Source organism: Mesorhizobium sp. 128a (genome assembly GCF_053848025.1).
Map to the genome: position 1 here is coordinate 62,114 of NZ_JBSPKY010000009.1, position 13,985 is coordinate 76,098.

Sequence of the window (13,985 nt, forward strand, 5' to 3'; positions counted from 1 at the left end):
CTGGAGCCGGCGCAGCAAAAAAGTTGCGGACTCTTCGCGAGGGATCGTGCAATAAAACAGGGTTGATCGCATCCGAGGGCCTGTTTGACGGCCAACTCTGCCGGTAACGGCAAAGCTGGTTGTCCACGCTGGCTCCAACCCCAACCAGACGGGCAGGGGACCGCCATGCTTTCTTTCGTAATCCGGCGTCTCGGCACCATGGCATTGACGATGCTGTGCCTGACGATGGTCGTCTTCTTCCTGATCAATCTCGACCCCAATCTGAAGAAGCTGGCGATCAGCCAGACCGAAATGCATACATCCGCCGATCAGCTCGAAAGCTGGCTGGCCGAACACGGCTATCGGCAGAACTTCTTCGTGCGCTACGGCCAATGGCTGGGCATCCTGCCCAAGCAACCGGTGACCGATCCCGCGACAGGCAAGCCGGCGCAGCGCTTTTCCTTTTGCAACGATCCGCTGGAGCCGAAATTCTCCGGCATCATCGAGGGCGATTTCGGCTGCTCGACCAAGTTCAAGGCATCCGTCGCCTCCAAGCTTTTTCCGGCACTCGGCGCCACCGGCATCCTGATGCTCTGTGTGCTCGCGGTGATGGTGCCGATTTCGCTGCTGGTCGGCATCCTTGCCGGCATGCGCGAGGGCTCGCGAACGGACCGGACGCTTTCCGTCGCCTCGATCGCGTCGACGGCTACGCCTGAATATGTGTCGGGCGTCATCTTCACCGTCATCTTCGCCTCGTGGCTCGGCTGGTTGAACGGTTCGGCCGCCTCGGCAAGCCAGGGCATCACTTTCTACAATTTCACGCTTCCGGTGATGACGCTGGCGATCTACGGCATCGGCTACATCGCCCGCATGACCCGCGCCTCGATGGTCGAGGTGATGACGCAGCAATACATACGCACCGCCCGGCTGAAGGGACTGTCCTTCGGCAGCGTCGTTATCAAGCACGCCCTACGCAATGCGCTGATCGCGCCGTTCACGGTCATCATGTTGCAGTTTCCCTGGCTGCTCACCGGCGTCGTCATCGTCGAGGTGATGTTCCGCTATCAGGGCTTTGGCTACACGCTGGTCGAGGCGGCGGGCAACAACGACATCGATCTCCTGCTTGGCTGTTCGCTGGTCTCGGTGTTCATCGTCCTCATCACCCAGCTCATTTCGGATGTCGGCTACGCGTTCCTCAATCCGCGTATCAGAGTGCAATAGGGGGCTGAGCGGATGCAGGTCGAATATATCGGTGCCTTCAGTATCATACTGGGCGTGATTGCCCGTTTCTGGCCGGTCTGGTTAGGGCTTGCCCTGGTGATGGGGGCGAGCTTCGCCTATAAGAAACGCCTCGGCCTCTATGGCCAGCTGTTCGACAGCGGCGTCGGCATTGTCGGTGTCGGCATCTGCCTGTTCTGGCTGTTCACGGCGATCTTCGCAGCGACCGTCGCGCCCTTCGATCCGCTCTCCCAGGTGCCGATCATGAAGGACGCGCTGCCGGGCGCGATCGAGCCGACGTCGAAGCTCATCTACTATTTCGGCGGCGACAAGCTCGCCCGCGATGTCTTCTCACGCATGGTCTATGGGAGCCAGATCGTGCTGATCATCGCACCGGCGGCGACGGGGTTCGCGCTGATGGTCGGCATTACGCTCGGCCTGCCAGCCGGTTATTATGGCGGCAGGATCGACACCGTTCTGTCGTTCCTGGCCAATCTGGTTCTGGCCTTCCCGGTGATCCTGCTGTTCTACCTCCTGGTGACGCCGGGCATCATGGACACGCCTATCCCCTATGCGATGGCCGGGTTGTTTTTTCTGTTTCCGATCATCTTCTTTTCCGTGCTGTTCTGGACCCGCTACAAAAACCGGCCGGATCGGCTCTACATTCTCATGGGGCTGACGCTGGTCATCGGGGGGTGGGTCTATGCCGGCCTGGTCTTCGATGCCGATCCGTTCAGGGTCATCCACATCGATCCCAACCAGCTCAACATCTTCGTGGCGGTGGTGTTCGCCTCCAGCCCCGGCGTGTTCCGCATCGTGCGCGGCCTGGTGATGGACATCAAGACGCGCGACTATGTGGCGGCAGCGCAGACGCGCGGTGAATCACCCTGGTACATCATGCTGTGGGAGATCCTGCCCAATGCGCGCGGACCGCTGATCGTCGATGCCTGCCTGCGCATCGGCTACACCACGATCCTGCTCGGCACGCTGGGGTACTTCGGTCTCGGCCTGGCACCGGAGAGCCCGGACTGGGGCACCGCGATCAAGGACGCCAGCCGCCTGCTGCGCTCCTTCATCCATCCGGCGTTGCCGCCGACGATCGCGCTGATGTCGTTCGTGCTGGGGCTGAACCTGCTCGCCGACTCGCTGCGCGAGCAATCGATGAAAGACTGATCTGCGGGTTCGGCCCGCAGAGCATGATCCCGAAAATTGGCAACCGGTTTTCGGAAAAGATCATGCTCAGAGAAAAACCAAGGATTGGAGCGACCCATGAATGAGGCAGTTCGAAATCCCGGAGAACCGATCATCGAGATCGAGAACCTGTCGATCTCCTTCTTCACCCGCAAGGGCGAGATCCCTGCCGTCATGGATTTTTCCTGCACGGTAATGCCCGGCGAAGCGATGGGCATCGTCGGTGAATCCGGCTGTGGCAAGTCGACGGTGTCGCTCGGCATCATGCGCGACCTCTCCAACATCGGAAAGATCGTCGGCGGCAAGATCAAGTTCCAGGGCAAGGACATGGGCGAGCTCTCCGACGAAGAGCTGCGCGCCATTCGCGGCAACAAGATCGCCATGATCTACCAGGAGCCGATGGCCAGCCTCAATCCGGCGATGAAGGTCGGCCAGCAATTGATGGAAGTGCCGCTGATCCACGACAAGGTGTCGAAGGAGGAGGCGTACAAAAGGGCGCTCGAAATGGTGCGCGCTGTAAAGCTGCCGGATCCCGAGCGCATGATGCGCTCCTATCCGCACCAGCTTTCCGGTGGCCAGCAGCAGCGCATCGTCATCGCCATGGCGCTGCTGTCGAAGCCGGCGTTGCTGTTGCTCGACGAGCCGACCACGGCGCTCGACGTGACGGTGGAGGCGGGCATCGTCGAACTGGTCAGGGGGCTGGGCGAAAAGTTCGGCACCTCGATGATCTTCGTGTCGCACAATCTCGGCCTGATCCTCGAAACCTGCGACCGCATCACCGTGATGTATTCGGGCGAAGCGGTCGAGACCGGCAAGATCAAGGACGTCTTCGACCGCATGCGTCATCCCTATACGCAAGGGCTGTTCCGCTCGATCCCGCTGCCCGGCGCCGACAAGAATTCGCGGCCGCTGATCGCCATTCCCGGCCAGTTGCCGTTGCCGCATGAGCGGCCCAAGGGCTGCAATTTCGGGCCCCGGTGCCACCATTTCGTCGAGGGCGTCTGCAACGCCGCCGAAATCCCGATGATCGAAGTCGCCGGCCACGAGGGGCATTTCTCGCGCTGCGTGCGCTTCAACGAGATCGACTGGGAGGCGCTGCCGCCGGGCGCCAAGAAGGTCAATGACAAGGTCGAGCCCGGTGCGCCGGTGCTCAAGATCCAGGACCTCAAGAAATACTACAAGGTCGGCGGCAGCGAGGTGTTCGGCTCGAGCGAGGGCCGTGTCGTCAAGGCCAACGAGACGATCTCGTTCGAGGCGCGTGAATCCGAGACGGTTGCCATCGTCGGCGAATCCGGCTGCGGAAAGTCGACGCTGGCAAAGGTGTTGCTCGGGCTGGAGACGGCGAGTTCCGGCAGCGTGACGCTCGGCAACAAGGAGATCCAGTCGACCGGCATCGAGAAGCGCAGCGTCGATACGGTGTCGTCGATCCAGATGGTGTTCCAGAACCCGTTCGATACGCTGAACCCCAGCCACTCGGTCGGCTCGCAGATCATCCGCACGTTGGAAAAATTCAATGTCGGCAAGACGGTGGCCGAACGCCGCAAGCGGATGCTTGAGCTGCTCGACCTGGTGAAGCTGCCGAGAGCCTTCGAGACCCGCAAGCCGCGCCAGCTGTCGGGCGGACAGAAGCAGCGCATCGGTGTGGCGCGCGCCTTTGCCGGCGATGCCAAGGTGGTGGTGGCCGACGAGCCGGTTTCGGCGCTCGACGTCTCGGTGCAGGCGGCGGTGACCGAACTGTTGATGGACATCCAGCGCAAGAACAAGACGACGATGCTGTTCATCAGCCACGATTTGTCGGTGGTGCGCTACATCGCCGACCGCGTCGTCGTCATGTATCTCGGCTACATCGTCGAGCAAGGCACGACCGACCAGATCTTCTCGCCGCCCTACCATCCCTATACCGAGGCGTTGCTGTCAGCGATCCCGATCGCCGACACCAGCGTGGTGAAGAAGCACATCGTGCTCGAGGGCGACATTCCGTCGGCGATGAACCCGCCGACCGGCTGCCCGTTCCAGACGCGCTGCGGCTACAAGAAGCTGGTGCCGGACAATCTGTGCGAGACCAAGGTGCCGCCGGTGAAGAATCTTGGCGACGGCCATATGAGCCTGTGCTGGCTGTCTGACGATGTGCTGGCCAAGATGGATCAGGTGATCAAGTTCGACAAGGAGCATGCCGCGCATGAGGGCGTGCCGGAAGACGCACCGCATGGCAGTGGTCCGGGTTCGACAGGAACAGCGCCCAACCGGCCGCGTGGCAAATCGTCGAGCGCGGAAGCGGACGAGATCGGCGAGGCCGTGGAGCAGGGCCAGGCTGGAATGCGAGCCCGTCGCAACAAAGTAGTCGACGAGGCTTCCGAAACCGGTGTCAAAAAGCCGAAAGATACGACAAGGCGGCACTAAACCGGGAAGGGTGCTAGTTTTCGCATTGCCGTAACTGCGCATCATAGTCGCGGGCCATCTTTTCGGTCGCCCGCGCATAGCCTTGCACACCGGCGTCGCCGCGATTGCCGCGGCCATAGGCGGTCCAGCCGAGATAGTAGGCGAGATAGAGATTGTAGGTGTCGTTGTGGGCGACGCCGAAGGTGTCGGCGGTCTTGGAATGATACCAGCCGACGAAATCGACGGCATCGGCGAATTTTGTCCGCCGCGCCCCCCAGCTGCCGGTTTCGCTCTGATATTGCGACCAGGTGCCGTCGAGTGCCTGCGAAAAACCGGTGGCCGAGGAGACATGCTTCCACGGAATGAAGCCGAGCAGCTTGGTGCGTGGCGGCCTGGCGTTGCTCTTGAAGCCGGACTCCTTGCGCACCGTCGCCATCAGCACCGGAACCGGGATGCCGTATTTCTGCGAGGCGCGCTCGGCCGCCGCCTGCCAGTTGTCGAACCAGCCGTCATTCTGGTCGAAGACGGCGCAGACATTGTTGATATGGTTTGGCGGCGTCGCGCAGGCCGAGAGAGCCAGCAGCACACCAACCGCTACAATTTTACTAAAACTCGACCTACGCATGGGAAAGACGAATAGGCCGAAATCATAAAGGGAATCTTGCGGCCTTTCTTAACGTCCTGCCGGCTCGGTTGCGCTGCCTCGAGTTGGCACCACTATTCCGACTTTTTGCGTCGCTTTTGTCTTCATTCAAATACGAAAATGCCGCCTTGGCTAAAATCACGCCCGTGAAGGGCGGATTCCTGACAGCCGCGCGCCGATGCCGGCGCTCTGATGCCGGGCATGAACGAACCAAGACGCAAGCGCGGCGCAGAGCGAACCAGCAACAGAGGGCCGTCGGCCATCCGGCAACTGCCGCTCAGGCGGGTGACCAATCCCTATCCGCCGATGGCAATGCTGTCGGCCGACCAGATCGAGGCCATCCATCAGGCTTCGATGCACATTCTGGAGAATTTCGGCATCGAGGTGATGTCTCAGCGGGCGCTGTCGCTGTTCGAAAGAGCCGGCGCCACGGTCGACCATGCGACGGCGAATGTCCGCATCGACAGGGGCCTTGTTGCCGAGGCGCTGAAGACCACGCGGGCGAGCTATACGCTTACCCCGCGCAATCCGGCAAACGCCATTCATCTGGGCGGCAATACGATCAATTTCACCCTCGTCGCCGGGCCGCCCAATGTGCACGACATGGAGCGTGGCCGCCGTGCCGGCAATTTGCGCGACTATGCCGACCTCACCCGGCTGGCGCAGCATTTCAACTGCATTCACATGCTGGGCAACCAGGTCTGCGCGCCGGTGGAACTGCCCGCCAACACCAGGCATATGGACACCTATTTCACCAATCTGACGCTGACCGACAAATCCTTCCATGTCTCGGCGATCGGCCGGGGCCGGGCGCTGGACGGCATCGAGATGATGGCGATCGCGCGCGGACTGAAGCTGGACGAGATGCGCGATGATCCCGGCATTGCCACCATCATCTCGGTCAACTCGCCGCGCCGCTTCGATGAGATGATGGCAGAGGGTCTGATGACCATGGCCGAATTCGGCCAGTCGGTGGCGGTGACGCCGTTCACGCTGATGGGCGCGATGAGCCCGGTGACGCTGGCAGGCGCATTGGCGCAGCAGAATGCCGAGGCGCTGTTCGGCGTGGTGCTGACGCAGCTGGTGCGCCCCGGCGCACCGGTGATGTACGGCGCCTTCACCTCCAATGTCGACATGAAGTCGGGCGCGCCGGCCTTCGGTACGCCGGAGAACACCAAGGCCAACATTGCCTCAGGGCAATTGGCGCGGCGCTATTCTCTGCCCTACCGCACGACGCCGGGGTCGGCCTCGAATGCGGCGGACGCGCAAGGCGCCTATGAGACGTTGATGGCGCTGTGGGGCACGGTGCTGGGCCATGGCAACCTCGTCTACCACGCCGCCGGCTGGCAGGAGGGCGGGCTGACGGCGTCGTTCGAAAAGCTCATCATCGATGTCGAAATGATCCAGCACATGATGGAGTTTCTGCGCCCGATCGTCGTCGACGAGGCGGAGCTGGCGGTCGAGGCGCTTGGCGCGGTGCCCACAGGTGGCCACTTCTTCGGCGAGCCGCACACGCTGGAACGCTATGCCACCGCTTTCTACCAGCCGATCCTGTCCAACTGGCAGAACTACGAGGCATGGCAGGAAGCCGGTGGCCTCGACACGACGGCGCGCGCGACGCGGCTGTGGAAGAAGGCGCTGGAAGACTATGTCGAGCCGGTGATGGACATAGCCGTGCGCGAGGCGCTGGAGGCGTACATGGCCAGGCGCAAGGAAGCGATCGGGCAGGGCGAGCCGTGATGCTCCCATCCTGATTCATTTCATCCATACAACTCACTGATATCAGAAAAAAATCCATGAAATCGCATGCAAAGGTCGTGGTCATTGGCGGTGGCGTCGTCGGATGCTCGGTGCTGTTCCATCTGGCACGCCATGGCTGGACCGACGTCGTGCTTCTGGAGCGCGACGAGTTGACTTCCGGCTCGACCTGGCATGCGGCCGGCGGCATGCACACCATCAATGGCGACCCCAACGTCGCCAAGCTGCAGAAATACACGATCTCGCTCTACAAGGAGATCGAGGAGCTTTCGGGTCAGGCGACCGGGGTGCACCTGACCGGCGGCGTGCTTCTGGCGGCCACCGAGGCGCGGCTCGACTGGCTGCGCGGCGTCGTTGCCAAGGGGCGTTATCTCGGCATCGACCTCGAGGAAATCTCGGCCAATGAGGCGGCCGAACTGATGCCGCTGCTCGACCCGAAACAATTCGTCGGCGCCGTCCGCAACAAGGAGGACGGCCATCTCGATCCGTCCGGCGTGACCCACGCCTATGCCAAGGCCGCGCGGAAACTGGGCGCGGAAGTGGAGCGCTTCACCAAGGTGGAGGACGTTGTGCGGCGGCCCGACGGCATGTGGCGCGTCATCACCAACAAGGGCGAGGTGGTGGCCGAGCATGTCGTCAATGCCGGTGGCTTGTGGGCGCGGGAGGTCGGCCGCATGGTCGGGCTGGAACTGCCGGTGCTGGCCATGGAGCACATGTACCTGATCACGGAAGACATGCCCGAGGTCGCGGCGTGGAACGCCAAGACCGGCACCGAGATCATCCATGCCGTCGATTTCGACGGCGAGCTGTACCTGCGCCAGGAGCGCGGCGGCATGCTGATGGGCACCTACGAGAAGGCCAACAAGGTCTGGTCCGAGTTCTCCACACCGTGGAATTTCGGCCATGAATTGCTGGAGCCCGACATCGACCGGATCGCGCCGTCGCTCGAGGTCGGCTTTCGGCATTTCCCGGCGTTCGAGAGGACCGGCATCAAGCAGATCATCAACGGACCCTTCACCTTCGCCCCCGACGGCAATCCGCTGGTCGGGCCGGTGCGCGGGCTGCCGGGTTTCTGGGTCGCCTGCGGCGTCATGGCCGGCTTCAGCCAGGGCGGCGGCGTTGGACTGGCGCTGTCCAACTGGATGATCGAGGGCGATCCCGGCGCCGACATCTGGGCCATGGATGTTGCGCGCTATGGCGACTGGGCGACGATGGCCTACACCAACGCCAAAGTGCGCGAGAATTACTCGCGCCGCTTCTCGATCCGCTTCCCCAATGAGGAACTGCTCGCCGGACGGCAGCTGAAGACGACGCCGATCTACGATTTGTTGTCGGCCAGGGGCGCGCAATGGGGCGTGTCCTATGGGCTGGAGGTGCCGCTCTGGTATGCGCCTGAGGGCGTCAAGGACGAGTTTTCGTGGCGGCGCTCGAGCGACTTCACCCATGTCGCGAAGGAAGTTGCGACCGTCCGTGAAGGCGTCGGCCTCGCTGAGATTTCGAACTTCGCCAAATACAAGGTGACCGGCGAGGGGGCAGCCGCTTGGCTCGATCGTATCTTTGCCTGCAAGCTGCCGAAACCTGGCCGCATGACACTGGCGCCGATGCTGAAGGACGACGGCAAGCTGATCGGTGATTTCACGCTTGCCAACATCGGCGACGGCGAATGGTTCATCGCCGGCTCGGGTGTCGCCGAGCAATATCACATGCGCTGGTTCGAGGCGCATCTACCCAAGGACGGCTCGGTCCGGATCGAGGCGCTTGGGCAGAAACTCACCGGCCTGGCGATCGCCGGGCCCAAGGCGCGGGCGGTGCTGGCGAAAGTCACGCGCACGGACGTCTCCAATTCCGGGTTTCCGTTCATGGCCGTCGCCAAAATGGATATCGGCATGGCGCCGTGCCTGGTTGGCCGCGTCAGCTACACCGGCGACCTCGGCTACGAGATCTGGGTGGCGCCGGAATATCAGCGCGCCGCCTTCCAGGCGCTGACGGCGGCGGGCGAGGAGTTCGGCATCGGCCTGTTCGGCTCGCGCGCGCTCAATGCGCTTCGGCTGGAGAAAAATTACGGCTCATGGGCGCGCGAATACCGGCCGATCTACGGGCCGCTGGAGGCCGGGCTTGACCGTTTCGTCGCTTATGGCAAGGAGGCGGATTTCATCGGCAAGGCGGCGGCTCTCGCCGAGCGCAAGCAAGGCGGCAAGCTCAGGCTGCGCACCTTCATCCTCGATGCCGACGATGCCGATGTCATCGGCGACGAGCCGATCTGGTTCGGCGGCGCGGTGCGCGGCTGGGTGACGTCAGGCGGCTATGCGCACCATCCGAAAAAATCCGTCGCCCTGGGCTATGTGCCGAAGGAGATCGCCGATGAGAGCGACGGCTTCGAGATCGAACTGTTGGGCAAGCGTCACGCCGCGCGCATGCAGGCCGCGCCGCTGTTCGATGCGAATTTCGAACGCATGCGAGGGTGAAGGCTCACCCTCTTATCCCGCCCTTGTCAGGCGTTGCGGCGGTTGTCGAGCGCGAAAGCGCCGGCGCCGGCAAACACCAGATAGAGGAAGATGAAGCAGAACGAGATCGCCGCGTCGCCACTGTTGTTGATCGGGAAGAAGTCGCGCGGGAAGTGCGCCATGAAATAGGCGATGGCCATCTCGCCGGCGAGCAGGAAGGCAACGGGTCGGGTGAACAGCCCAAGCGCCAGCAGGATGCCGCCGGCGAATTCCAGAATTCCTGCCGTCGTCGACAGCCCGTTAAGAGCGTGAGGCTCGGCGCTGACCGGGAAGTTGAATAGCTTCTGCGAGCCATGCTCGATGAACTGCAGGGCCGTGATGATGCGCAGAATTCCGAGTGCCTGCGGCTGAAATCTGGCGAGACCGTCAAAAAGCGTCATCTAAATCTCCAATTACCCCCAGATCGCCCATAAATGATCGTCCCACGGTGGACCATTCACTTCCCAGGGCCTGTCATCAACAATCGGTGATGGTGACGTTCCACAATTCTGGGTGAATATTTTTCTCGTATGGGTTGCATTTGTATCCTTATGGTTGTATCGATGGCGATATTCCCACGGGGTGGTTCTCGCATCATGAAAACATTCGCCGTCAGCCTCTTCGCAATTATTGCAGGCACCAGCGTCGCCATGGCCCAGGACGCTGGCTGTGATGCCTTCAAATGGCCAGTTACACGAGAACAGACACTGTTTGCGGCAGCACCCGCCGCGCAGTCCGGCGCAGCCTTGGCGGTTGGCCACGCGGTCGACTTCACACTGGAAGCGGTGGACGAGGTCGCCTTCACCTTGCCTCCGGAACGCGCGCCCGCAGCAGGGACGTTCGGCGCGACAGCAAATGTGACCGTGCCGCCTGAAGGCGAGCTGCAGATAAGCCTCTCCGGCCAAGCCTGGATCGATGTCATCCAAGGCGACCATGCAATCAAGTCGGCAGGCTTTAGTGGCGTCAAAACCTGCCCCGGCATACGCAAGAGCGTGCGTTTCAAGCTGCCGGCGGGGCTGGCCTCGATTCAGATCAGTGGCGCCAAGGAACAGACCATCAAGGTCGCGGTGCTGGCGCCGGAGTGACGTCCTCTCTCATCGCGCCGGGCGGCGCGATGAGAACCGTTCGGTTCATGCCTGTCAGCCGGATCAGCGTTCCGGCGCAATGAGGGCGAAATAGGCGCCTTGCGGATCGGTGAACTGAGCGATCCATTGGCCGGTCGGCACCGGCATCGGACCCATGACGATCTTGCCGCCATTGTCGGTGACGCGCTTGGCGGCGGCGTCGATGGCGTCGACATTGAAATAGAACAGCCACACCAGCACCGGAAGCTGCTGCGGCTTGTTCATGATGCCGCCGCCGGATTCAGGGCCGGCAGAGAAGGTCTGATAGATGCCCATCTCGCCGATGTCCATGCTGCCGGCATCGGTCCAGCCGAACTGGCTGGAATAGAAATCGAAGGCCTTCTGCCGGTCCGCTGCATAAAGCTCATGCCAGCCGACATGGCCGGGTGTGGTAGACGGCAGGGCGGGCTGGTCGGGCCCATTAGGCTGCAGGAACATGAAGGCAGCGCCTTGCGGGTCGGCGACGACGGAGAAGCGGCCGACGCCGGGAATGTCGTCGGGTTCGCGGTGGACGGCCCCGCCTGCTTCCTTCAGCGCCTTGGTCGAGGCATCTGTATCCTTGGTGTGGATATAGCCGAGCCAGGCCGGCTTCATGCCCATCTTGGCGGCGTCCTCGGGCATGGTCATCAGCCCGCCGACGCCACGCTCGGCGGAGTTCACCACGATGTAGCGCGGCATGCCGGGCGCCTTGTCGAAGGGCTCGGCCCGCCAGCCGACGACGGTTGTGTAGAACGCTTGCGCCGCATCGAGGTCGGTGGTCATCAGCTCGTACCAGAAGAAGGGCATCGGCGATTTTGGCATTTTGGTCTCCTCACCTTCCTGCATCGATCGTTGTCCGATCCGTCAAAGGACGATTTCACCGACGCGAACCCGACAGCGAACCGCAGAAAATTCAACGTGTGCGTTGACACATCGTTCCGCACTTCGCCCCACTCGGCGGCTTGCACGCGCGGCGGTTTTCGACTTTCCTTGGGCGAACGAGGGGTAGTCGTTTCATGCGCCGTATGTCACTCACGCCTGAGCTTGTGTCACTGTGCCATCGCGAGGAGGTCGATCCCGGCCCCGACGGCAGCTGGACCCAGCTCACCGACGAGGACTTCCGCACGCTTGCCTTGCAGCTCTCCGACGAAGCCGATGCGGGGCCGCTGTGGGTGTTCGCCTATGGCTCGCTGATCTGGAAGCCGGCTTTCGAATCCGTCGAGCGCCAGTGCGCCACGGCGTTCGGCTGGCATCGCTCGTTTTGCCTCGACATGGTGCGCTGGCGCGGCAGCGTCGCGCAGCCGGGGCTGATGATGGCGCTCGAACGCGGCGGCCGATGCGATGGCGTCATCTACCGTCTGCCTGAAGGTGACAAGCCGCAGCAGATCGAAAGACTGTTGCGGCGCGAGATCGACGACCATGAGAGTGTCGGCTCGGTCCGGTGGGTTCCGGTGCGCACGGCGCAAGGGGTGGTGCGGGCGCTCGGCTTCTGGGTCGGGGTGAGGGGCAGGGGGACGTCGCTCGGGCAGCCGTTGGACACGGTGGCGCGGGTACTGGCGAGGGCCTGCGGGCATGTCGGCTCGGGTGCGGAATATCTCTACAACACCGTCAGTCACCTCGAGGAATTCGGCATTCGCGACCGCAATCTGTGGCGGCTGCAGCAATTGGTCGCCGATGAGATCAGGTCCATCCATGGTGGCGCTCCAGGCTCCGGCTTTTCACCTGCAAGCTGAGGCGAAAACCCATAACATGAGTAAAAAAATCATGTTATTATTGAAGGTTTTCAGAGGCTTGCAGTGAAAATTGACCAATTGATAAAAAAATAAAACGTGCTAGCCTTCCCCCAAAACGAAAACATGGGGAACTGACGATGCCAGAAGGCCAGTTCAAGGACGGTATTGCCGGCGGACGGCTCCCGGCCGACCAGTATGCTGAGAATTTTTCCGACCTGCATCTGCCGCTCGATCATCACGAGGCGCTGGTCGAATCCGACCGCTGCTATTTCTGCTACGACGCGCCGTGCATGAACGCATGCCCGACCTCGATCGACATTCCGCTGTTCATCCGCCAGATCTCGACCGGCAACCCGATCGGTTCGGCCAAGACGATCTTCGACCAGAACATTCTCGGCGGCATGTGCGCCCGCGTCTGCCCGACCGAGACGCTGTGCGAAGAGGTCTGTGTGCGCGAGGTGGCGGAAGGCAAGCCGGTGCAGATCGGCCGCCTGCAGCGCTACGCCACCGATGTCGCCATGGCCGAGCACAAGCAATTTTATCCGCGCGCGGAATCGACCGGCAAGTCGGTCGCCGTCGTCGGCGCAGGACCGGCCGGCCTTGCCGCCGCGCACCGGCTTGCCCGCCATGGCCACGAGGTGACCATTCTCGAAGCCCGCCCGAAGGCCGGCGGCCTCAACGAATACGGCATCGCCGCCTACAAGAGCATCGACAATTTTGCCCAGGCCGAGGTCGACTACGTCACCGCTGTCGGCGGCATCGACATCCAGAACGGCAAGGCGCTCGGGCGCGACTACCAGCTGTCGGACCTGACCCGGAATTACGATGCCGTGTTCCTCGGCATGGGGCTTGGCGGCGTCAATGCGTTGCGCGCCGACGGCGAGGACGCGGACGGCGTCACCAATGCGGTCGAGTTCATTTCCGAGCTTCGCCAGGCCAGCGATCTCTCCAGCCTGCCGGTCGGCCGGCGCGTCGTCGTCATCGGCGGCGGCATGACGGCGATCGATGCGGCGGTGCAGTCGAAGCTGCTCGGCGCCGAGGAGGTGACGATCTGCTACCGGCGCGGCCAGGAGCACATGAACGCCTCCGAATTCGAACAGGATCTGGCCGCCGCCAACGGCGTCACCATCCGCCACTGGCTGCAGCCGAAGCGGGTCATTGCCGAAGGTGGCAAGGTGTCGGGTATCGAACTCGAATACACAACAATGAACGGCGACAGGCTTGCCGGCACTGGCGAGACGCTGACGCTCGCCGCCGACCAGGTGTTCAAGGCGATCGGCCAGAGCTTTGTGCCGGCCGCACTCAACGGCAGCGGCGCGTCGATCGAACTCGAAGCTGGCCGCATCAAGGTGGACGCGGAAGGGCGCACTTCGCTCGCCAATGTCTGGGCCGGCGGTGATTGCATTTTTGGCGGCGACGATTTGACGGTCTCGGCCGTCGCGCAAGGCCGCGATGCGGCGGAGAGCATCAACAGGAGTCTGACGCAGGGATAGAGATC

General features: G+C 62.6%; 11 protein-coding genes. 8 read left to right on the top strand and 3 right to left on the bottom strand.

Annotation, left to right across the window (positions count from 1 at the left end; genetic code table 11):
• The first annotated feature begins 165 nt into the window (after positions 1 to 165).
• The 3 genes from ACWTU9_RS16385 to ACWTU9_RS16395 all read left to right on the top strand — a co-directional run bounded on the left by ACWTU9_RS16385 (position 166) and on the right by ACWTU9_RS16395 (position 4,788).
• Positions 166 to 1,200, top strand: a complete 1,035-nt coding sequence (locus tag ACWTU9_RS16385) for an ABC transporter permease (RefSeq protein WP_454585258.1) — start codon at positions 166 to 168, stop codon at positions 1,198 to 1,200.
• 12 nt (positions 1,201 to 1,212) lie between these two features.
• A complete protein-coding gene (locus tag ACWTU9_RS16390) occupies positions 1,213 to 2,370 on the top strand; it encodes an ABC transporter permease (RefSeq protein ID WP_455859187.1) in 1,158 nt (385 codons plus the stop codon).
• A 96-nt stretch (positions 2,371 to 2,466) separates the two neighbouring features.
• The gene (locus tag ACWTU9_RS16395) at positions 2,467 to 4,788 is read left to right on the top strand and encodes a dipeptide ABC transporter ATP-binding protein (RefSeq protein ID WP_455859188.1); all 2,322 of its coding nucleotides are present in this window, start codon (positions 2,467 to 2,469) and stop codon (positions 4,786 to 4,788) included.
• 13 nt (positions 4,789 to 4,801) lie between these two features.
• On the opposite strand, the gene ACWTU9_RS16400 is transcribed toward ACWTU9_RS16395, so the two are convergent.
• Entirely contained in the window at positions 4,802 to 5,392 is a 591-nt protein-coding gene (locus tag ACWTU9_RS16400) for a transglycosylase SLT domain-containing protein (protein WP_455859189.1), read from the bottom strand.
• 219 nt (positions 5,393 to 5,611) lie between these two features.
• Between ACWTU9_RS16400 and ACWTU9_RS16405 the strand changes: the two genes are divergently transcribed.
• Together ACWTU9_RS16405 and ACWTU9_RS16410 are read left to right on the top strand one after the other, a co-directional pair.
• Positions 5,612 to 7,150: a trimethylamine methyltransferase family protein gene (locus ACWTU9_RS16405; protein WP_455859190.1), complete on the top strand. Its 1,539-nt coding sequence runs from the start codon at positions 5,612 to 5,614 to the stop codon at positions 7,148 to 7,150.
• A gap of 56 nt (positions 7,151 to 7,206) precedes the next feature.
• Positions 7,207 to 9,633 (top strand): GcvT family protein, encoded by a 2,427-nt coding sequence (locus tag ACWTU9_RS16410; protein ID WP_455859191.1) that lies wholly within the window; start codon positions 7,207 to 7,209, stop codon positions 9,631 to 9,633.
• A gap of 26 nt (positions 9,634 to 9,659) precedes the next feature.
• Here the strand turns inward: ACWTU9_RS16410 and ACWTU9_RS16415 are convergent, their stop codons facing one another.
• On the bottom strand, positions 9,660 to 10,052 hold the full coding sequence (locus ACWTU9_RS16415; RefSeq protein ID WP_455859192.1) for a DoxX family protein: 393 nt from the start codon (positions 10,050 to 10,052) through the stop codon (positions 9,660 to 9,662).
• Between the two features lie 150 nt (positions 10,053 to 10,202).
• Here ACWTU9_RS16415 and ACWTU9_RS16420 point away from each other — a divergent pair, with 150 nt between their 5' ends.
• On the top strand, positions 10,203 to 10,736 hold the full coding sequence (locus ACWTU9_RS16420; RefSeq protein WP_455859193.1) for a hypothetical protein: 534 nt from the start codon (positions 10,203 to 10,205) through the stop codon (positions 10,734 to 10,736).
• Between the two features lie 63 nt (positions 10,737 to 10,799).
• Here the strand turns inward: ACWTU9_RS16420 and ACWTU9_RS16425 are convergent, their stop codons facing one another.
• Positions 10,800 to 11,576, bottom strand: a complete 777-nt coding sequence (locus ACWTU9_RS16425; RefSeq protein ID WP_455859194.1) for a VOC family protein — start codon at positions 11,574 to 11,576, stop codon at positions 10,800 to 10,802.
• A gap of 194 nt (positions 11,577 to 11,770) precedes the next feature.
• Here ACWTU9_RS16425 and ACWTU9_RS16430 point away from each other — a divergent pair, with 194 nt between their 5' ends.
• Both ACWTU9_RS16430 and ACWTU9_RS16435 read left to right on the top strand, forming a co-directional pair.
• The gene (locus ACWTU9_RS16430; RefSeq protein ID WP_455859195.1) at positions 11,771 to 12,487 is read left to right on the top strand and encodes a gamma-glutamylcyclotransferase; all 717 of its coding nucleotides are present in this window, start codon (positions 11,771 to 11,773) and stop codon (positions 12,485 to 12,487) included.
• Between the two features lie 137 nt (positions 12,488 to 12,624).
• Entirely contained in the window at positions 12,625 to 13,980 is a 1,356-nt protein-coding gene (locus ACWTU9_RS16435; RefSeq protein ID WP_455859196.1) for an NAD(P)-dependent oxidoreductase, read from the top strand.
• Positions 13,981 to 13,985: the final 5 nt, after the last annotated feature.